Raw genomic sequence first — 20,170 nt, 5'->3', positions numbered from 1 at the left:
GCTTTGTAAAGGCTACCTTGGAATAGGTGTCAATAAAGGTTTGCTGGTAAATTTTACCTACCCCTTTAATATAACCCACATAGTAGGTATCCTGGGCTCCCAGATAACCTGGGTGCTGAGTCTATTTCTCCACGACTTTGATCCTCCTCTTTTTTGCGTTCCAATGCTACAACCTGTGCCTCTGTCAGGATCAAGCCATCTTGTGCAACCTTTGCCTCCAATGCCTTTAAACGCTTCTGTAATGTTTCCAAATCATGTCTTAACCATACACTTCTTATGCCTCCGGCAGAAACTATAACACCTCGCTTTTTTAGTTCATTGCAGGCTCTCTGCTGGCCATGGCCAGGGTTTTCAATAGCATAGGAAACTACCGATTTTTCATCAGCTTCGGGTATCCTGTTCTTTAATAGTGGCTTACTACGGCTGATTTCCTTCAAGGCTAATTCGCCTCCTTCTGCATACAATTTCTCAAAACGATAGAAACTATCTCGGCTGTAACCCAACACTTTACATGCCTCTGATACATTCCCCAGCTTCTCTGCTAATTTCAACAGCCCTAATTTCGGCTGTATTAACTTTTCTCTTGTTGTCATGATCTTAATCTTTTTGTGTTATCTGTTTAACAATAACTGTCAGATTAAGTTTTGACTTCTACACATCACAATACCTATAACCCTGGTAACAGGAAGTGATAAAGCCTTCTCTAATTTCCTCGTTAAAATGTGGTGTTTTGAGTAATTTAATATAATCCTCTGCTTCCAGGTTAGCTTTTCTCCTTTTATTTTTCTTCTCTTTACTTAAAACATCTTCCGCCGGATGATCAACAAAATATCCGGCTTTTGTGGCGGCTTTGAGCATGCGACGAAATGGCCTGTAATAATTAGCAGGGCATTCTCCGTTTAGCCGATCCAGTAAATATTGCCTGTATTCTATACATAGCTCCTCAGTTACGTCAATAGGTGAAAGATGATCCTTATTGATAAATTTCTTGAAATGATACAAACTATAATAGAGATGTTTATTATTATCCTTTTTATTCTTAGATACATATGCCGAATAATAATCCAGAAAATTTTCTTGTAGCTTATGTTTAGGAATAAACGGAGTACCTATCGCCTGTTTTTCAAGAATAGCCTGGCCTTTCTTCACGTCCAGTAACTTCTTTGTTTCAATGTTGTGATTTCGCTCTTCCTGTGTTTTAGGTTTGACATAAATAAAAATCCCCATTGAAGGACGTTGCCCTTTACCACGACCTAAATCATAGTGATAATGGATTTTGTCACCTTTTCTATTTTTCAACCCAATGAAATTCATACGCACATAGATTTAAGTGATAGAATCAGAGAGGGCAAACAGAATGCCCTGACCTCGTGTATCCTGCCACTCCGGCAGGCTGCGGAAAGAAGTGAGGAAAAGCGATAAAAAGAATTTTCTTCAAAGATTGTTAATTGAAAAAATGTCAGAAACATTTTGACAATCGGAATTGTCAGCCAATAATGTCTAATAACCAGCTTGTTTTTTTTGTGAAACGGCTACGAATGGAATGCTTTGTAGTAGCCATGATAGAAGAGAATTTCTGCTTGTCATTTTGCTTGTCAACAATAGTGGTTGAAAGCGGGAAAAACCGGTAAAATTTGACAATCACACAAACAAAAAAAGCTTGTAAGTCAATTACTTACAAGCCTTTGTGGTGCCCAGAACAGGAATCGAACCTGCACTCCCTTTCGAAAACAAGATTTTGAGTCTAGCGCGTCTACCAATTCCGCCATCTGGGCAATCTTTCTAAGAACCTCTCCGCGTCAATTGCGGGTTGCAAATATATAAACTATTTCTTAATCAACAAGTTTTTTTTAACTGCTTAAAAAAATTTCTGCCATAAGCCATTACAGGAACCCGCCGGGTTTTCTGTTTCCCTCAAAAATCATCCCCTGCCACCCGGCTACTGCTCATCTTCGCTAAAATACAGTAAATTCAAAGATGGAAAACATGATACACATAGGACTGATCCGGGAAGAAAAACAGCCGCAAGACAACCGGGTGGCATTCACCCCAAAACAATGCCAGTGGATCTTACACCATTTTCCACAGGTACGGCTATACGTACAACCATCCGCTGGCCGCTGTTTTAAGGATGAGGAATATGAAAAGGCTGGCGCGCTGTTACAGGAAGATCTCTCTCATTGCTCCATCCTGATGGGGATCAAAGAAGTTCCATCAGGTAAACTGATCGCTGGTAAAACCTATCTGTTCTTCAGTCATACCAAAAAGAAACAGCCGCATAACCAACATATGCTGCAAACTATACTGGAAAAGAAAATCACCCTGATAGATTACGAATGCCTGGTTCATGCCGACGGGCAACGTATCCTCGGTTTCGGTTTCTTTGCAGGCGTTGTGGGCGCCCACAACGGTCTGATGGCCTACGGCGAAAAAACCAGTACTTTCCATTTCAAACGGGTACATACCTGCCACGATTTTCAGGAATTGATCAATCATTACTTCGGGATCAAACTACCTCCCATGAAAATAGTGATTACTGGCTCCGGACGGGTAGCCGCCGGCGCCCTGGAAATTATGGGGCTGCTCGGTATCAAATACCTGCCACCCGAAGAATACCTGATCAACCAGTATACTTATCCAGTGTATACTCAACTAAAAGCCGGGGAATTATATTTGCGCAAACAAGATAAAACGTATAGCAGGGCAGATTTCCATGCCCATCCGGAAGATTATGAATGCCGTTTCCTCCCGTATGTTACAGCAAGCGACATACTCATGAACGGCATTTACTGGGATCATAACATCCCCCCACTCTTCCAGGCAGCCGATATACAAAAGGAGAATTTCAGGATACAGGTGATCGCAGATATTACTGACGACACCCAAGGATCTGTTCCCTGCAATCTTGGCGACAGCACTATCGCCGATCCGGTATATGGTGTTACCAAAAACACCCTGGATATGACAGCCCCCTATCTACCAGACACCATCGACATGATGTGCGTGAGCAACCTCCCCAATGAACTGCCTCGTGATGCCTCCCAATACTTCGGCGACCAGTTGATGAAGTATATTTTTGAAGAATTATTAAAGCCAGAGAGTGAGATAATCCGTAATGCCACTATTACTACCGCCGGAAGGCTCACAGAAAAATTCGCTTACCTGGAAGATTATGCAAAAGGATTAGAGGAACCGTCAATCAAATAGGATGACCGTATACACTAAAACTACTTTACAGATATAAATAATAGGGCTGCAACAATTCTACAAACGCAGAAGTATATACGCGATTAGCATCGTATACGGAAAGCTCATTTACTTTGGTAATAGATGGTATACGGCTAAAAATACCTACGGTACGAAAAAAGCCATGTTGTATACTTTGACGGATATACAATGTTTCCTTTAAATGATAACCTGCAGCGGCTGCCAATACCTGAAACGTATCAAAAGCAGTATAGGGCAACAACACAGACACCTCTCCTGCGGGCAACAATTGCCGGCCAATAGCCGCTATCAGCTCACGATAACTAAGATTGGTGGCATGCATGGCCTGGTCTTTCTGTACATGCCCGCTCTTTAGGGCACTTTCATAAAACGGGGGATTGGTGATAATGAAATCATATTTAACCTCATCCTCCATTTTTCGTATGTCCTGTTGCGTTAAAGTAATCCTGTTCCCCCAGGGAGAAGCCGTAAAATTCTGTGCGGCCTGTGCTGCTGCTGCTGCATCTAATTCTACCGCAGTAATAGCAGCATCCACACGCTGCGCCAACATCAGGCTGAGTAAACCGGTACCTGCGCCTATATCCAGTATAGCCGGCGCCGTAGTTTCCCTGGCAGCCAGGTACTGTGCCGTGAAAGCCCCTTGTATACAGGCATCTGTACACACCTTCATGGCGCAATGCTCCTGATGAACGGTAAACTGTTTAAACTTGAAAAAATTATTCCCCATATATGATGAGCTTTCAAGAGCCAGCTGCTATTAAAATGCGGCCCTGGCAGTAGGCACCACTGCTAGATCCGCAAAATCTCCTGCCAGGTATTTGTAATAGGCAGTAATAGCAATCATACCGGCATTATCGGTACAGTATTCAAATTTTGGAATAAAGGTACGCCAACGATGCTGCTGACCATATACCGTCAGCGCATTACGTAATCCGCTATTGGCGCTTACGCCACCAGCAATGGCAATGTCGCGGATACCTGTTTCGGAAGCAGCTTTTGCCACCTTATTCAGCAAAATAGTGACGATCCGTTGTTGTATGGAAGCACAGATATCCGGCAAATTATTGGCAATAAATGCCGGATCTTGTTGCTGCTGCTCTTGTAAGAAATAAAGGATGGCTGTTTTAAGCCCGCTAAAACTAAAGTTCAACCCTGGAATACGAGGCTCCGGAAATTTAAACCGGTTAGGATTACCAGTTGCAGCATATTTATCGATTAACGGTCCCCCCGGATAAGGAAGTCCCAGGAGTTTGGCGCTTTTATCAAAAGCTTCTCCTGCAGCATCATCCAGCGTTTCACCGATCACCCTCATCTGTAATGGGCTTTCACATAAAACAATCTGTGTATGGCCACCGGAAACGGTTAAGCATAAGAAAGGGAAATCAGGCTTGGGATCTTCAATGAAATTAGCCAATACGTGCGCCTGCATATGATGCACCCCGATTAATGGAATATTCAGGGCCATGGCCATCGACTTCGCAAAACAGCTACCTACCAACAGTGAGCCTATTAATCCTGGCGACTGGGTAAAGGCAATAGCGCTCAACTCTTCCCGCTTTATGCCTGCTGCTTTCATGGCAATATCCACTACCGGCACTATATTCTCCTGATGCGCGCGGGAGGCCAGCTCCGGCACTACTCCGCCATACTGCTCATGTACCTGCTGGTTGGCAATATGATTGGATAATACTTTTCCATCTACTAACACGGCGGCTCCTGTATCATCACAGGACGACTCTATCGCTAATATTTTCACTGACATAAGCCGCAAAAATAAACAAAAAAGGCGGGAAAACCCCGCCTGTAAAAGAGGTATACCGTTACCTGACCCTAGTTACTACGGATCGCTACCACTGGGTCTAACTTACTGGCCGTATAGGCAGGGATAAAACCTGCCAGAATGCCCACCCCAATGGAAACACAAAGCGAAAAAATGATAGATCCTACTGATAACACCATCTCAAAAGTGGATAGCAGATTAATAACCACCGTTAATAGGTATACCAGCAACAGTCCCAACAGCCCACCAAACAAACAGAGGCATACCGCTTCCAATAAAAATTCCATTAATATTATATTGCGGCGCGCACCAATGGCCTTTTTCAATCCTATAATGTTCGTCCGTTCCTTTACGGTCACAAACATAATATTGGCAATACCGAAAGCACCTACAATCAGGGCAAATACTGCTATCAAGAACCCACCGGCATTGATAGCGGCAAACATAGCATTCAGATTATCATTCGCGCTGCTGATCTCATTCAAAGCAAAATCGTCATCTTGCCGGGGTTTAAGCCGGTGCGAGGCACGCATTACCCCCCTCAGCTCATCTTTAAGCTGCACCAACGATACGTTGGGCCTCGCTTTTACCAGGATATAAGGATCTGCATACCGGCGCTCATCCACAATAGTCCGGGCAAAGCGGTAAGGTAATATAATCGCATTGTCATAACCAATCCCCCCTATCATGCTCTCTCCCTTTTTTTTCAGCAACCCGATCACTTTCACATCCCGGCCGGCTATTTTCACCATCTTGCCCATTGCCGCTTCGGCAGAGGGGAAAAGACCATCCCAGATAGTATAACCCAAAATGGCAGTATTGGCGCCGCTATTGCTCTCACTACTGGCAAAAAAACGGCCGTCCAGGATTTGCAGGCTCTGGATCTGGTCAAAATCGTTGGTCACCGCCATTAAAGTCACCCCATCCATATAGTCGTCGCCATACTCCACTTTTTTGTTGCCCACCTCGAAATTGAAGGAGGCATAGCTGGCACTCTGCACCTTATCTTGTATAGGTTTCAGATCTTTATAGGCGGGTTCCGGACGGTTCATATACTTCCACCAGGCATATTCTCCATTTCCTCCCCATGGCCATTTCTGTAAATAGATGACATCCTCGCCCAAATCGGCCAGGCCTTTTCTGATGTTATGTTCCAAACTGCCTGTCAGCGTAAATACTGCGCTGATACAAAAAATCCCGATGGTAATCCCAAACAGCGATAAAAATGTACGCAGCCGGTTGCCACGCAACTCCTGCAGCGCCATTTTTAAACTATTCCATAATATTTTAAGGGTGGCTATCATATTTCAAATGTAATAGATTTATGGTCTACTGCGCCGCCAGTGAACACGAAATATAGCCGGATAAAAAATTTAGTTACCTTTGCAGCCATTTTTCGGACATTTATGAAGTACGCTAACGAAATCAATAAAAGAAAATCCTTTGCTATCATCGCTCACCCGGATGCCGGTAAAACCACGTTAACAGAGAAGTTCCTCCTGTTTGGCGGCGCTATCCAGACAGCCGGAGCGGTGAAATCCAATAAAATAAAGAAGCACACCACTTCCGACTTCATGGAAATTGAAAGGCAGAGGGGTATCTCGGTAGCCACTTCCGTTATGACCTTTGAATACCGTGATATACTTATCAACCTGCTGGATACCCCCGGTCACAAAGACTTTGCAGAAGATACCTACCGCACCCTCACAGCAGTAGACAGTGTGGTATTGGTGATCGACTGCGTAAAAGGGGTGGAAGAACAAACGGAAAGGCTGATGGAAGTATGCCGCATGCGTGATACGCCGGTGATTATCTTCGTTAATAAGATGGACCGCGACGGTAAAAACCCCTTCGACCTGCTGGACGAATTGGAGGAAAAACTGAGTATCCGGGTAAGGCCCCTTAGCTGGCCAATTAATATGGGCAGCGACTTTAAAGGGGTGTATAACCTGTACGATAAAAGCCTGGTGGCCTTCCTCCCTAATAAAAAAGCAACCGATGATGACGTGGTACCGCTGGATGACCTTAGCAGCAGCTACGTAGATGAGCATTTCAATGAAAAAGATGCTGCACAGATGCGCGGAGACATAGAGCTGATAGAAGGCGTTTATGACGAATTTAACCGCGAAGAATACCTGGCCGGCAAACTGGCCCCTGTTTTCTTTGGTAGCGCCGTGAATAATTTTGGGGTAAAAGACCTGCTAGACACCTTTGTGGACATCGCACCAGTACCTCGCAGCCGTACTGCCACTACCCGTGAAATAGAAGTAAGTGAAGATAAGTTCAGCGGCTTTATTTTTAAGATACATGCTAACCTGGACCCTCGCCACCGCGACCGTATCGCCTTTCTCCGTGTATGCTCCGGTAAATTTGAACGTAACAAATTCTATCACCATGTTCGTTTAGATAAAGACGTTAGATTCAGCAATCCATACAGCTTCCTCGCGCGGGAGAAAAACATCGTAGATGATGCCTTTCCTGGCGATGTGGTAGGCTTATTCGATACCGGCAACTTCAAAATCGGCGATACTTTAACGGAAGGGGAAAACTTCTATATCACCGGTATCCCCAGCTTCTCTCCGGAACTGTTTAAGGAATTGGTGAACAAAGACCCACTGAAAACCAAACAACTGGAAAAAGGTATCCGTCAGCTTACTGATGAAGGGGTAGCCCAGCTGTTCACCCAACATGGCGGCAACCGTAAAATTATTGGCTGTGTGGGCGATCTGCAGTTCGAGGTAATCCAATACCGCCTCCTCCAGGAATATGGAGCGGCCTGCCAATTCAATACCTTACCTTTCTATAAAGCCTGCTGGCTTACCGGTCCGAAAGATAAAATCGAAGAATTCATCCGCTTCAAATCTTCCAATATCGTAGAAGATAAAGATGGGCACCTGGTATACCTGGCACAATCAGAATGGTACCTTAATACGGAACGTACCAATAATCCGGATATAAAATTCAATTTCACTTCAGAAATACACAAATAATCCTAGCCCGATAGCTGTTTTTTCAGGAGATGGCGATTAGCTGCCAGCGCCTGAAAAACAGCTATCCAATTGCATGGCACCTCTCTGAAAGCCAACAAAACATTCCTCCACCACATTTCAGCTAAAACCTATAAAAACTAAAAGCCGCCTCCCGTGAACGAGTGCGGCATTGCTTGTACGACCAACTCAAATTATTACTTGATTGAGAATATTTTGATTTAGGTGTGTATCATGTGTGTCGTACAAAAGTAGGCACCTCCATCCGGATGGGATAGGCAATATGGGAAAATAATTTACGCAATCGGGAATCTTTAATTTTCCGAGATCGCGTACTGAAAAATATATTCTTCGATGGTGCCATCACGAACACCCTCTACCCGGGCATCCAGGTGACGGGCATCTTTAAAGCGGTAGGTGATCTTCCGGGGAAAATCGTTGCCCAGGTCTTCGGCAACAAATCCAACAGGTTTTAGCACCCGTAATTTCAAGCGCAGGGGAGTTGGAGAATCATACCCCTCATATATAGGCATAAAATAAATATCATTTCCTCTTCTGACGAGCTGCATGGATTGCTGAATGGCGCTGTCTGCGCCGGTGATACGCCAGGTTTTACCGCTCCAGGTAGAGTCGTTCAGGCGTTTCCAGCTTTCCACGATCACGCTTTTATGGGTAGTCATCCGCCAGGTACCCTGCAACTTATCCAGAAAGTGGAAGTCGGCCGTATTGGCCTGGCCGGCAGCCGTAAAACTGCCAGCCAGCAATAGTATAAAAAGAAGTACAGATTTATTGCTGTACCACTGCTTCTTCACCATAGATCTGCTGTTTGTATTTGTGTGAAGGAGAAGGGAGAAAGGGGCCAATCCCTAATTCTGCCCATTTCTTATCAACAGCACCGATAGTAGCGTCGTCTGCTACGATAATATTAGGCCAGTCACGTTCAAAATTATCCAGCAGCCTGGTTTTCAGGGTTCCATCCATACCAATGCCACCAATATACTGGCCAGCCTGGGGTTTACGGATAATGAAACTATCACGGCGGGGGTCCAGGTTATTGCAGAAACGCCATAAAGCAGACGCCAGGTCGCTCACATCCACAGTATGCTCTACATAGAGGATCATTTTCACTCCTGCCAGCGCCGGTAAGTTATATAATTGCTCATTCAGTTCACGGATATGAAACGGACGGCTTTTTTCCACCGCTACCAATATACAGGAGATATCCTGTTGTAAAAGGTGGCTGTTGATGCCTTTTATTTCCGGGAACTGGTGCATAATGGCTGCGGTATCAAGACTACGGGGCCCAGGCATATCCTCATAAGCCGTATCTATCTCCTCCTCGTATTTCCGGGTACCATCGATACACATTTTACCGCCAAAACCCATTTTAGAGCAGGAATGATCTAATACGTCCATAGGTCCCTGGCTTAAGTAAATATCAGTAGCCGGATTCAGATGACGGAACACGTATTGGGCCAACTGCTTATAGTCAGTGATCTTTCCACCTTCGTCTGTTACAACCAATATTTTATTGAACATCATTTGTCCTGCGCCCCACATAGCATTCATCACCTTTTGTGCCTGTCCGGAGTAATCTTTTTTGATCTGGGTGATCACCAAATTATGGAACACACCTTCTATTGGCATTTCCATGTTGATGATTTCCGGTACCAGGGTCATTTTAATAGGCGCCAGAAAAATACGCTCGGTGGCTTTACCCAGCCAGGCGTCTTCCTGCGGCGGAATGCCCACTATCGTAGATGGATATACGGCATCTTTACGGTGTGTTATCGCTGTTACATGGAACTTCGGGTACCAATCGGCCAATGAATAGTAGCCGGTATGGTCGCCAAAAGGCCCTTCCCATATCAGGTCTTCAGAAGGATCTACATAACCTTCTATCACAAAATCTGCATCTGCCGGCACTTCTATTTCCGGTTGGGTGATACATTTTACCAGCTCTACTTTCTTTTTACGGAGAAAACCAGCCAGCATATACTCATCCACATTTTCCGGAAGCGGAGCGGTGGCAGAATAGGTGTACGCCGGGTCTCCACCTAGGATCACAGCTACCGGCATGCGTTTGTTCAGCTTTTTGTATTCCATGAAATGCTTAGCTGAAACTTTATGCTTATGCCAGTGCATACCAGTCATATCTTTCTCAAACACCTGCATACGGTACATTCCTACATTACGGGTGCCGGTGAGCGGGTCTTTAGTATGTATTACCGGAAGGGTTATAAAAGGTCCGCCGTCTTTTGGCCAGCAGGTAAGCACAGGTAGCTTACTGAGATCCGGATCGGTCATCACTACCTCCTGACAACTGCCCTTGCCACTCACTACTTTGGGCATCCAGGAGGCAAACTGCCCTAGCTTGGGCAATAGCGACAATTTGTCCAGTATACTTTCTTTAGGTTTGGATAATAGTTTAAAGAGATTTTCAATTTCGCCGGCCACATCATCCAGTTCACTCACGCCAAGCGCCATGCACATACGCTTGTAACTGCCCATGGAATTAATCAGTACCGGAAAGTCGGTGCCGGTATTCTCAAACAACAGGGCCTTGCCGCCATCAGGTGATTTGCTTACCCGGTCTGTTATTTCTGCGATTTCCAGTTTCGGATCCACATAAGTTTTGATGCGTACCAGTTCTCCTGCCTGTTCCAGCGTATCTATAAAATGCCTGAGATTTTTATATGCCATGTTTGAATCTTATTACCAATTAACAAAAGTAACCAACGCATCCCGCAATAAAAAATAATGCGTAGCCTGTTTACCTACAGGTAACCGGGTAGGAGCATCAAAAACAGGGGTATCAAAATAAATTAAGCACCTGAAAGGCGCTTAAAACAAACTCCGGCCTCATCGGGCCTAATAAAAAATGAGGGTGTATCAGACTTCTGATACACCCTCTTGCAATATATTCCAAATGAAATGATCAATTAACAATAGTAACCCCTGCATGGAATACCGCTCTTGGCCTTGGTCCGTAATAACGGGGAACTGGGGCAGGTACCGGAACAGGTACTACGGCAGCAACGGGTACCACTGCTGGAACAGGTACTACTGGATAATAAGCCGGGCGAACATATACTACTCTTCTCACCGGAGGCGCATAACAACGTCGATAATCCCTTCTATCCCATCCATGACCGTGACCATAATATCCTCTCTGAGCGTAGGTGGTAAGGGCAGTGCCGCCTATCAGCAGCATCAACAGCAGTACTTTTTTCATTTTGTGTGGTTTTTTAAAATTTAAGATTGGTTGGCGATTAAAATATCCGTACTATTTAAAAAGTGGCATTATTGCTAACGTATTCAGATCCTGGAAACTCAACATAGCCATATCTGTGGTAATAATGGTGATGCCTGTAATAATGCCGTTTCGGATAATGATGGTGATAATGCCTTGGTGGCCTCGGTGGACGAGGAGGTACCGGTGGACGAGGCGGAACTGGCGGATGTGGAACATGAGCCGGTACCGCTGGTCTGGGTGGCAGTGGTGCCGCAGGAGGTCCTTGTGCAAAAAGCTGGATACTTCCTGCTATCAACATCATTGAAGCTAGAGACATAAACTTTTTCATGGCACTTTAGTTTTAAGTAAAACAGGCAGTGGCACACCAACTTATTTTTGCGGCTATTGTTCCATTACTCTCTCCGCGATTTGTGATAACTGCTATCCGCCATAAGCTGGTGGCTGTGTTATTACCTGTTTGAACCTATAAATTCAACAACTATGCCAACAAAAAAATCCCGGCAAAACGCCGGGATCTATAAGATAAATAAAGTGTTAAAATAACTTAAAACCTGCGCTAAGGGCGGAGTACAGGGCATCTAGCAGATTTCACCTTTCCCCAACCGCTGCTCGCTCCCAAGCGGTAAGTAATGGTAAAACCTGAAAAGGCGTACCAGTCCTTATGATCTGGAGAACCGCGCTTAGTGCCGTCTGCCGGGTAAGTGCCGGGAGTGAGCTTACCCGTTACTTCGTCTCCACGGTAAGCCATATCCACCGACTTCTGACCACGGTAAGCCAATAATGTATTCTGATCTACATAATTAGTACTTACATCATCCAGGTAATCGGTAGTGGTAGGTCTTAAACCTATCTCAAACCCAAGTGTCCATTTATCGCTAAGGATCGCTTTCAGACCGGCGCCGAAAGGAAAAGAAAAAGAAAACAAATCGTACGGCTGACGGGTAGGATATTGCGGTAAAGCCTGCCCTTCAGTACCTAACGGACGAAGTCTTATCCAATTGCCAGACTGGTCTCTAGCCATTGGATCAAATCCGAAACCAGCCACACCTACAAAAACATAAGGGGTAAATCCTTTTTCATCGAGATCCATGAAATTAAACTCCCCAATCAAACTACCTTCAAACACATTGGAACGAAAACTAAGATTTCTGGCCACCAGGGCTTTTGAACTGTTGGTGCTATCTGCAGCAGCTACAATGCCCCAAGTAAAAGCACCCCGTATAGACAAATAGCGGTTAATATCTTTTCTTACCAGCAACCCCAATGCAGGCCGGGTATACTTCAGGTCTACCCTTTGCTCTGTAAGATCTCCACTATAATTGGAAATACCAAGAAAAGCGCCTACATGCCAATCCTGCGCAAAGGTGAGAAAGGGAATGGCCATGAATACGAACAGTAAGCCGGTAAATTTTGTGAATTTCAACGTATTTAATTTTAAGAGGTTAGTCCTTATCATTCGTGCATCCATTTAACGTTATTATCCTCTTTTTTATTTGGTGCCCTTCCCCCCTTAAATTTTCTACACACACCGGCACTTAGCAAAGAATAAAATGTAAAAGTAAAATAATTAACGCATAAATAAATAGCCTAACGTCTGATATAGGCCCATCCTACCAATTGCCGCTCTATCAGAACTGAACATCCTGTTCACCGGATGTGAGCTGAAAAACTACCTGTATGGGAACAAACCTAATGAATATTGCAATAAGTATGATAAAAAGGTGGATGTTATCTTCAACTATGACTTTCCTTATGTTGCTGGGTGTATAGCTCAAATTGCACTTTCTGTAGCTTGTCTTCCAGCTTATGGTACTTTTCGTTCACCTCTTTAAGCTGATACAGCAAAGCGGCCTCCTTTTGCGCCTGTTTCACCAGATTGATATGCGCTACCTGTAAGGCCTTGAAATAACGGAACAGTAAAACCCATCCAAGACATAAAAACAATATCAATATAATAACGACGGCTATCATAAACTGCGAGTTAAGTGGCATTATCCATCCCAATGGCGTTGCGGTAATGCAACCCCATAACAAGATTGATAGGACAAAATAAAATGTTATGTATGTTATAATTCCGTGTAAATCGCCTTTAGTATAGTCCACATGACATACTGAATTAAAGGTATTCAATACCTTCTAAACGCATTTGTCCATTCTAGCTATTTTCAATTTTTTTTTGCGACCGCCTCTCTGAAAAGATCATTTTATCTAATATAATCATAATATATAATATTAAATTCTTATAACAAATTGATAACCAGTATTAAATATTAATACGAAAAATTCCTATCAAAATGATCATAAAAGAAATTAAATTAGAGAAAATGTTTATGTAGTTATCGCCTTAATGAAATAAATAGCTAACACCAACATCCGTGTGAATTTAAAAACGCCAAACGCCCTATTGTATGTCCACCCTAACGAAAGAACAACTCGAAAACTTTGCATTGCAAGGGTTATCCTACGCAGATGATCACGTGAGTGATCCTTTCAACATTAAAGACGTTTCAGAAAGATTAGGTATCTCCTACTCGTATTTTTACCACAGCTTTACCGACTGCATGGGAGAGCCTTTCTGGCATTATGTAAAACGCCACCGGCTCGAACTGGGAGCAGGTTTGCTCCGCCACAGCGGTTACAACATCGGTGAAATCAGCGATCTTTGCGGATACGCTACTACCGCCGCTTTCAGCAAAGCATTCAAATTGCATTTCAACGAAAATCCGAAGGAATTCCGCCGCATTAAAATCCTTCCTAATGAAAAAAGGACTTTGCAGATAGCGGAATCTATTACAGCCGCCCTGGGCAACAACTTACTGGGAGACCTGTTCAATTATGAACGTTGTGAAAAGGTAAAACTGCCAGATAGCATCCTCTATTATTCCTTTATTTCCCGTGGACAAGATCCGGTGGCCGAAATGATAGCCAGGATGAACCAATATAAATCCCTGTTTAACAAGGTACTTACCTTGTATAACCTACCACCCAGCAAAATTATCACCGGTACCTTGGATGCCGTTCCGGTAACAGACTATGAAAAACTATCCATGTTCGCCGGCCTGCTGGTACCTGTCAATGAAATTACTACGCACTTGCTGTTAGACCAGCATTTTCCTTATCTCATGAAGAAAAGGATCTCTGGCGGCAACTACCTGAAATTACCGGTGCCAATTGATTTTGCAACAGCTGGCGTACCCATGTACAACTTTATTAGTATGAGTTGCAAGGAAGGTATTTTTAAAATGAGTGGTAACCACTTCTTTATCTCCCTAAATACAGATAACTACTCGGAAATATTTATCCCGTTATTGAAAAAGCATTACTAAGTGGCGATCATCCGCCAATAGTCTCAACATAATACGGCGCCTGCTCCAACCATGGAAGTAGATGAAGAGGGCGCCAATGCTTTTTCTCAAACAGCCCTTCTATAAGCTTTTCGCCATCCACAGCGGTAACTTCTATTTTTAATATCTTTGAAGAAAGCTACCGTTCTATGAATGATCTTAAACTCCCGTTTAATGTACGACTCACTTTCGCCCTGTTATCGATTGTTCTCGTTATATATATTGCGCATATTGGCAGCGGTATTATCGTACCCATGATTTTTGCTTTCCTTATTGCCGTTATGTTGCTGCCTGTTGTGCACCAATTCGAGAAATGGCACCTGCCCCGGGGCGTAGCGGCCATCCTGGCTGTATTGCTGTTCATCATTATGATAGTGCTCATCATGCTGCTGCTGGCCAAACAAATGGAAGCTTTTATCTCCGATTTCCCACAACTACAGCAAAAACTGGTACTAGCGATCAACTCCATGCAGGATTGGGTAAATATGAAATTCCATATCAATTCCAGCACCCAGATCTCCTACCTGGAAAAAGCGGTGATGGGCACACTGGGCAGCGCTACCAGCTTTATCAGCCAAACATTCCTGTCTCTTTCCTCCCTACTGATATTTATTTTATTTGTGTTCTTATACGCTTTTTTTATACTGTATTACCGGCGATTACTGATTGCCTTTCTGATCAAGATCTTTAGTGACGAACACCGGGAAAAAGTAATGACCGTGATCAGCAGTATCCGTAACATTATTAAAAGCTATGTAGGCGGCTTAATGATAGAAATGGTGATTGTAGCCTGCCTGAACACTACCCTGCTTTTTATCCTGGGCATCAAATATGCCATACTACTGGGCGTGATGGCCGCTATCTTCAATATTATTCCTTACGTAGGCATATTCACGGGCGCCGTCCTGATCATTCTGGTTACCCTGGCTACAGGAACGCCTATACAGGTATTACAGGCCGGCGTTGCCCTCTTTCTGGTACACCTGCTTGATAGCAATATTTTATTCCCCAGCATAGTAGGTTCCAAGGTAAAGATCAATGCCCTGATTACAATTATTGGCGTAGTATTAGGCAATATGTTATGGAGCATCCCCGGCATGTTCCTGGCCATTCCTACTATTGCCATTATTAAGATCATCTGCGAAAATATCCCGGAAATGCATCCGTGGACAATATTATTGGGAGATATGCCCAAAACAAAAGTTAAGAAAACGGTAGCAGCCAAAACAGGAAATGACGAAACACCAGAGCATAAATAAAAAGCAGGTCCGGAAAACCAGACCTGCCTTAAACTCAATAACCGGTACTTAATACTATATCGCAGGATCACTGTTATCTTTTCTCAACATTTTTTTATACACCCAATAAAATACAATAGGGAATATAAAGAGGATATAAACAGTATCCGTAATCAGTCCGCCTATCACTACCCTTGCCAGGGGCCGGGCTGTTTCAGACCCAATGCCCTTGCTGATGGCAGCAGGCAATAAACCTATTGCCGCCATCATCGCGGTCATGATTACCGGACGCATTCTTGCCTCCACCCCTTCCAAAATAGCATGCGCCAGGCTATAATTGGAAGCATTGGGCATATTGCGCACATTGGATTTAAACTTCGATAGCAATATTACCCCATTCTGCACACAGATACCAAATAAAGCGATAAAACCAATACCCGCAGAAATACTAAAGTTCATACCGGTAAGCCACAGCGACAAAATACCTCCGATAATGGCAAAAGGCACATTATTGAGTACCAGCAACGCATCTTTCGCCTTACCAAAGAGAATAAAGAGAATGAGGAAAATTAGCAATAAGCTAATAGGTACCACTTGCGTTAACCGCTTGGTGGCGCGTTGCTGGTTTTCGAAGTCGCCGGCCCATTCCAGGAAATACCCCTTAGGCAATGTTACCTGCGCATTTACTTTATGCTGGGCTTCTGCAATGGTGCTTCCCATATCCCGCTCGCGTACAGAGAACTTAATGGCGCCATACCGCATGTGCTTATCCCTATATATCATACTGGGGCCTATTATATGCTGTATATCCGCAATTTCTTTAAGAGGTATTTTATTGCCCCGGATGGTGGGGATGGTAAGATTGCCAATAGACACCTCGCTTTCGCGGAAACTTTCAGGATAACGTATACGAAGATCAAAGCTTTTCTCCCCTTCATAAATACGGGTAGCCGCTTTACCACCAATAGCCATTTCTATCACGGAGTTGGCGTCTTCGGTAGTAACACCGTACAAGGCCATCTTCTGCTGGTTCAGGTTAATGCGCAGTTCCGGCTGTCCGATATTCCGCAGGATGCCCAAATCATCTATCCCTTTTACCGTTTTCAAGATCTTTTCTATCATCTCTTCTTTATCTTCTACCTCTTTGAAGTCATCTCCGAACAATTTCACGACGATAGAACCTTTTACTCCAGACACTGCTTCTTCCACGTTGTCCATAATAGGTTGGGAAAAATTCAGTGTAATACCAGGAATGCCATCCAGCCTGGCATTCATGCGATCTATAAGCTCCTCCTTAGAGATACCGCTCTTCCATTCCTTCTGCGGGTAGATGTCTACGTGAAACTCTATATTATAAAAACCCGTAGCATCAGTACCATCATTCGGCCGGCCGGTTTGCGACATCACCTGTTTTACTTCGGGGAAAGTGAGCAGTTTTTTACGGATATCGTTAGCCACCCGCACCGATTCTTCCAGGGAAGTGCTCAATGGCCCCGTAGCCCGGATATAAATGGCGCCTTCATTAAGTTGTGGCAGGAACTCTGTTCCCAGAAAGCGGAAACAATATAACCCAAAAGCCAGTATGATCATTGAAACGATAAAAGCCACATGCCGGTGCCGGAAGCAATAGTTAAATATCTTTATTGTAATACGGTGAACGAATGCCAGGAATACATTGTGTTTTTCCCGTACGTTCTTCCGCAATAGTACGCTGGCCAGCGCAGGCACCAACGTGAACGTTAGCAACAGTGCGCCCAGCAAAGCAAAACCCAATGTCCAGGCAAGGGGAGAAAACATTTTACCTTCTACCTTCTCAAAAGTAAAAATAGGCAACAGGCCAGTGATAATGATCAACTTGGCAAAGAAAATGCTCTTACCATTTTCCAGGCATGCTTTCCGGATCATCCCCAGTTTACTTAGCCGGTTAAACCGCTGCATGCCCACCGCATCGGCTTTATGGTCTAGTACTACAAAGATCCCTTCCACCATTACCACCGCGCCATCTATGATGATACCAAAGTCTATCGCTCCCATCGATAGCAAGTTGGCGCTCATCCCTTTTAACCGCAAGCAGATAAAAGCAAACAGCAGTGCCAGCGGAATCACTACCGATACGATAACGGTAGTTCTCCAATCGGCCATGAAGAGAAACACGATCACGGTGACAAAAATGATCCCTTCCAGCATGTTATGCAATACGGTATGCGTAGAGAAGTCAATGAGGTCTTCACGGTTATAGAAGGTCTTTATTTTTACGTCATCAGGTAAAATAAATGTATTCAATTCCGTGACCTTGTCTTTCAGCGCATCGATCACTACCGCAGGGTTCTCTCCTTTGCGCATCACTACAATGCCTTCTACTACGTCTTCGTCGCGGTCGCGCCCTACCTGCCCTAACCTGGGTAACGCCGAAATACTCACATCTGCCACATCTTTTACCAAAATAGGCGTGCCGTTAATATGGTCTACAATGATGTTTTTGATCTCATCCACATTATTGAGGATACCGATACCACGCACTACGTAAGCTTGTTCATTCTTTACAATCACATCTCCCCCTACGTTGATATTGCTTTTAGACAGTGCCTGGAACATTTCCTGTGCGGTGATGTTGTACTGTACCGCCTTATCCGGATCAATAGTCACCTGGTAGATCTTCACTTCTCCCCCAAAGCTTACAATATCCGCTATCCCTGGCACCGACAGCAGGTTACGTTCTATTACCCAATCCTGCAACGTTTTCAGCTCCTCTACAGAAAGCTTGCTGCTTTCCAGGGTATAGCGGTATATCTCTCCGGTAGGTCCGTAAGGCGGCTCTATTTCGGGAGATACTCCATCCGGCAGATCGGCGGAAGTAATATTGTTATTGATCTGTTGACGGGCAAAAGTGTCGTCTACATCATCGTCGAAGATCACTTTTACTACCGACAGGCCAAACAAGGAGGAAGAACGGATATGCGTTTTCTTCTGGGCCCTGTTCATGGCAATTTCTATAGGCCGCGTTACGAATTTCTCCACTTCTTCCGCACTCCGGCCCTGCCACTGTGTAATAATGGTCACAGAAGTATTGGTCACATCCGGAAAGGCATCTACCCCTATCTGTTTAAAACTCAGATAGCCAACAATCACCAATACACCTGTGGCGAAAAAAATGAAATATTTATTGCTTAATGAAAAAGCAAGGACTTTCTTGATAAATTTGTTCATACCTTTTGGTGTTACTGTTGATCCTTCAGCGTTTCGTAGATGAATACCTGGCGGGAAGCAATCACTCTATCGCCTTCCCTAAGGCCGGAATTAATATAGGCCCTGCCTTCACTGGTTCTATCAATCTTTACCTCACGAACCACTACACCGCTTTTGGTATTGGTGCGTACCAGCACATAATATTTATCACGATCGAAAATGATCCCCCTGGATGGAATACTTACAAGACTGGTATCGATATGCCGGTGTGCCTTCACCCCTACAAACATTTCCGGTTTCAGTAAAAACCCCGGATTCTCTACTACCACCCTGGCTTTCATCACCTTATTGTCTGGGTCCAGTACGTTGTAGATCTTATCGATGGTACCGGAGAAATTTTTATCGGGATAAGACAAGGTGGTCATCTGCACCCGGTCGCCTTCGTGTATGCTGGCAATATCGGATTCAAAAACATTGATCATTGCCCATACATTATTGAGGTCTGCTACTACAAAAATGGGGTCTGAATTATCCTGGCGCCATTGCATGTTTTCAACGGCTTTTTTATTGATTACAAATCCAGGTACCGGCGATGTAATAGCATAATTGGTTTGATGCCCGCCTCCATTGATCGCCAGTATTTCTTTGGACTTATTATAAGCGGCTACTGCTTTGTTGTAATTGTTTTTGGCTTCCTCATAATCCCGTTGCGAGTTCAAACCGCTTTTATAAAAAGATGCGGCCACTTCCAGATTACGTTTAGCCGTTTGCATATCATTGGCGCTCATACGTTGATCAGCTGTATAACCAGCCATTTCCGGGCTTTTCAGGACCGCCAGCACCTGTCCTTTTTTCACAAAATCGCCGGAATGCACCTTTACATCAGTAACAAGGCCGCTCACCATCGGGAAGATACGGGCTGTTTTATCTTCATTCTCCGAGATCTTTCCGGTTAACAAGATCTCGCTTTCAATAAATTTAGCTGTAGCGGTATCTACCACCAGCGTACGGAGCATAGAATCAGAAAGTACCCATGCCTGGGGTTGTTGGGGCAACACCTTACTACCGCAACCAGTAATGGTACCAGAGAGAATAACCATTGCAGGTATATAAAAAAACTTTATGATATTTTGCATATGCAGGAATATTTA

16 protein-coding genes, 1 tRNA gene and 1 pseudogene are annotated in these 20,170 nt (G+C 44.2%); 4 read left to right on the top strand and 14 right to left on the bottom strand.

What is annotated here, in order from left to right:
* The 3 genes and pseudogenes from ACDQ55_RS19430 to ACDQ55_RS19420 form a co-directional block, all read right to left on the bottom strand.
* Positions 1 to 593: pseudogene (locus tag ACDQ55_RS19430) on the bottom strand (helix-turn-helix domain-containing protein); the annotation flags it as partial.
* Positions 594 to 651: 58 nt separating this feature from the next.
* Entirely contained in the window at positions 652 to 1,314 is a 663-nt protein-coding gene (locus tag ACDQ55_RS19425) for a phage integrase SAM-like domain-containing protein (RefSeq protein ID WP_420983199.1), read from the bottom strand.
* A 374-nt stretch (positions 1,315 to 1,688) separates the two neighbouring features.
* Positions 1,689 to 1,775, bottom strand: a tRNA-Leu gene (locus ACDQ55_RS19420).
* A gap of 211 nt (positions 1,776 to 1,986) precedes the next feature.
* Between ACDQ55_RS19420 and ACDQ55_RS19415 the strand changes: the two genes are divergently transcribed.
* Positions 1,987 to 3,207, top strand: coding sequence for an NAD(P)-dependent oxidoreductase (locus ACDQ55_RS19415; protein ID WP_420983198.1), 1,221 nt, complete (start codon positions 1,987 to 1,989; stop codon positions 3,205 to 3,207).
* A gap of 25 nt (positions 3,208 to 3,232) precedes the next feature.
* On the opposite strand, the gene ACDQ55_RS19410 is transcribed toward ACDQ55_RS19415, so the two are convergent.
* From ACDQ55_RS19410 to ACDQ55_RS19400, 3 genes are all read right to left on the bottom strand, one after another.
* Entirely contained in the window at positions 3,233 to 3,955 is a 723-nt protein-coding gene (locus tag ACDQ55_RS19410) for a tRNA1(Val) (adenine(37)-N6)-methyltransferase (RefSeq protein WP_420983197.1), read from the bottom strand.
* Between the two features lie 30 nt (positions 3,956 to 3,985).
* Positions 3,986 to 4,990, bottom strand: a complete 1,005-nt coding sequence (tsaD, locus tag ACDQ55_RS19405) for a tRNA (adenosine(37)-N6)-threonylcarbamoyltransferase complex transferase subunit TsaD (protein WP_420983196.1) — start codon at positions 4,988 to 4,990, stop codon at positions 3,986 to 3,988.
* Between the two features lie 68 nt (positions 4,991 to 5,058).
* Complete coding sequence (locus tag ACDQ55_RS19400) at positions 5,059 to 6,312, bottom strand: ABC transporter permease (RefSeq protein WP_420983194.1); 1,254 nt, start codon at positions 6,310 to 6,312, stop codon at positions 5,059 to 5,061.
* Positions 6,313 to 6,414: 102 nt separating this feature from the next.
* Here ACDQ55_RS19400 and ACDQ55_RS19395 point away from each other — a divergent pair, with 102 nt between their 5' ends.
* Positions 6,415 to 7,998, top strand: a complete 1,584-nt coding sequence (locus ACDQ55_RS19395) for a peptide chain release factor 3 (protein ID WP_420983192.1) — start codon at positions 6,415 to 6,417, stop codon at positions 7,996 to 7,998.
* A 311-nt stretch (positions 7,999 to 8,309) separates the two neighbouring features.
* On the opposite strand, the gene ACDQ55_RS19390 is transcribed toward ACDQ55_RS19395, so the two are convergent.
* The 6 genes from ACDQ55_RS19390 to ACDQ55_RS19365 form a co-directional block, all read right to left on the bottom strand.
* A complete protein-coding gene (locus tag ACDQ55_RS19390) occupies positions 8,310 to 8,810 on the bottom strand; it encodes a hypothetical protein (RefSeq protein ID WP_420983190.1) in 501 nt (166 codons plus the stop codon).
* On the bottom strand, positions 8,782 to 10,698 hold the full coding sequence (locus tag ACDQ55_RS19385) for a menaquinone biosynthesis decarboxylase (protein WP_420983189.1): 1,917 nt from the start codon (positions 10,696 to 10,698) through the stop codon (positions 8,782 to 8,784). The genes ACDQ55_RS19390 and ACDQ55_RS19385 overlap by 29 nt, the downstream gene beginning before the upstream one ends.
* Before the next feature lie 235 nt (positions 10,699 to 10,933).
* Positions 10,934 to 11,230 carry a hypothetical protein gene (locus ACDQ55_RS19380; protein WP_420983187.1) on the bottom strand — a complete coding sequence of 99 codons (297 nt, stop codon included), beginning with the start codon at positions 11,228 to 11,230 and terminating at the stop codon, positions 10,934 to 10,936.
* Positions 11,231 to 11,281: 51 nt separating this feature from the next.
* Entirely contained in the window at positions 11,282 to 11,521 is a 240-nt protein-coding gene (locus tag ACDQ55_RS19375; protein ID WP_420983185.1) for a hypothetical protein, read from the bottom strand.
* Between the two features lie 286 nt (positions 11,522 to 11,807).
* Positions 11,808 to 12,674 (bottom strand): DUF6089 family protein, encoded by an 867-nt coding sequence (locus ACDQ55_RS19370; RefSeq protein ID WP_420983183.1) that lies wholly within the window; start codon positions 12,672 to 12,674, stop codon positions 11,808 to 11,810.
* 311 nt (positions 12,675 to 12,985) lie between these two features.
* Positions 12,986 to 13,222: a hypothetical protein gene (locus ACDQ55_RS19365; protein WP_420983182.1), complete on the bottom strand. Its 237-nt coding sequence runs from the start codon at positions 13,220 to 13,222 to the stop codon at positions 12,986 to 12,988.
* A gap of 437 nt (positions 13,223 to 13,659) precedes the next feature.
* On the opposite strand from ACDQ55_RS19365, the gene ACDQ55_RS19360 reads away from it, so the two are divergent.
* Both ACDQ55_RS19360 and ACDQ55_RS19355 read left to right on the top strand, forming a co-directional pair.
* Positions 13,660 to 14,577 carry a helix-turn-helix transcriptional regulator gene (locus ACDQ55_RS19360; RefSeq protein WP_420983181.1) on the top strand — a complete coding sequence of 306 codons (918 nt, stop codon included), beginning with the start codon at positions 13,660 to 13,662 and terminating at the stop codon, positions 14,575 to 14,577.
* 167 nt (positions 14,578 to 14,744) lie between these two features.
* A complete protein-coding gene (locus ACDQ55_RS19355) occupies positions 14,745 to 15,854 on the top strand; it encodes an AI-2E family transporter (protein WP_420983179.1) in 1,110 nt (369 codons plus the stop codon).
* A 54-nt stretch (positions 15,855 to 15,908) separates the two neighbouring features.
* Here ACDQ55_RS19355 and ACDQ55_RS19350 read toward each other — a convergent pair whose 3' ends face one another.
* Together ACDQ55_RS19350 and ACDQ55_RS19345 are read right to left on the bottom strand one after the other, a co-directional pair.
* On the bottom strand, positions 15,909 to 19,040 hold the full coding sequence (locus ACDQ55_RS19350) for an efflux RND transporter permease subunit (protein ID WP_420983177.1): 3,132 nt from the start codon (positions 19,038 to 19,040) through the stop codon (positions 15,909 to 15,911).
* Between the two features lie 11 nt (positions 19,041 to 19,051).
* The gene (locus tag ACDQ55_RS19345) at positions 19,052 to 20,155 is read right to left on the bottom strand and encodes an efflux RND transporter periplasmic adaptor subunit (RefSeq protein ID WP_420983176.1); all 1,104 of its coding nucleotides are present in this window, start codon (positions 20,153 to 20,155) and stop codon (positions 19,052 to 19,054) included.
* Between the last annotated feature and the right edge of the window lie 15 nt (positions 20,156 to 20,170).

This window comes from Chitinophaga sp. 30R24, assembly GCF_049056765.1.
In the GTDB taxonomy this organism is placed as follows: Bacteria; Bacteroidota; Bacteroidia; order Chitinophagales; family Chitinophagaceae; genus Chitinophaga.
The sequence above is the reverse complement of the archived record's forward strand: the minus strand, read 5'-3'. Positions and strand labels throughout refer to the sequence as shown.

Bases quoted from the DNA above. Each gene is read 5' to 3' on its own strand.
- ACDQ55_RS19425 (WP_420983199.1), bottom strand. From the start codon at position 1,314: ATGAATTTCATTGGGTTGAAAAATAGAAAAGGTGACAAAATCCATTAT.
- ACDQ55_RS19415 (WP_420983198.1), top strand. From the start codon at position 1,987: ATGATACACATAGGACTGATCCGGGAAGAAAAACAGCCGCAAGACAAC.
- ACDQ55_RS19410 (WP_420983197.1), bottom strand. From the start codon at position 3,955: ATGGGGAATAATTTTTTCAAGTTTAAACAGTTTACCGTTCATCAGGAG.
- tsaD (WP_420983196.1), bottom strand. From the start codon at position 4,990: ATGTCAGTGAAAATATTAGCGATAGAGTCGTCCTGTGATGATACAGGA.
- ACDQ55_RS19400 (WP_420983194.1), bottom strand. From the start codon at position 6,312: ATGATAGCCACCCTTAAAATATTATGGAATAGTTTAAAAATGGCGCTG.
- ACDQ55_RS19395 (WP_420983192.1), top strand. From the start codon at position 6,415: ATGAAGTACGCTAACGAAATCAATAAAAGAAAATCCTTTGCTATCATC.
- ACDQ55_RS19390 (WP_420983190.1), bottom strand. From the start codon at position 8,810: ATGGTGAAGAAGCAGTGGTACAGCAATAAATCTGTACTTCTTTTTATA.
- ACDQ55_RS19385 (WP_420983189.1), bottom strand. From the start codon at position 10,698: ATGGCATATAAAAATCTCAGGCATTTTATAGATACGCTGGAACAGGCA.
- ACDQ55_RS19380 (WP_420983187.1), bottom strand. From the start codon at position 11,230: ATGAAAAAAGTACTGCTGTTGATGCTGCTGATAGGCGGCACTGCCCTT.
- ACDQ55_RS19365 (WP_420983182.1), bottom strand. From the start codon at position 13,222: ATGATAGCCGTCGTTATTATATTGATATTGTTTTTATGTCTTGGATGG.
- ACDQ55_RS19360 (WP_420983181.1), top strand. From the start codon at position 13,660: ATGTCCACCCTAACGAAAGAACAACTCGAAAACTTTGCATTGCAAGGG.
- ACDQ55_RS19355 (WP_420983179.1), top strand. From the start codon at position 14,745: ATGAATGATCTTAAACTCCCGTTTAATGTACGACTCACTTTCGCCCTG.
- ACDQ55_RS19350 (WP_420983177.1), bottom strand. From the start codon at position 19,040: ATGAACAAATTTATCAAGAAAGTCCTTGCTTTTTCATTAAGCAATAAA.
- ACDQ55_RS19345 (WP_420983176.1), bottom strand. From the start codon at position 20,155: ATGCAAAATATCATAAAGTTTTTTTATATACCTGCAATGGTTATTCTC.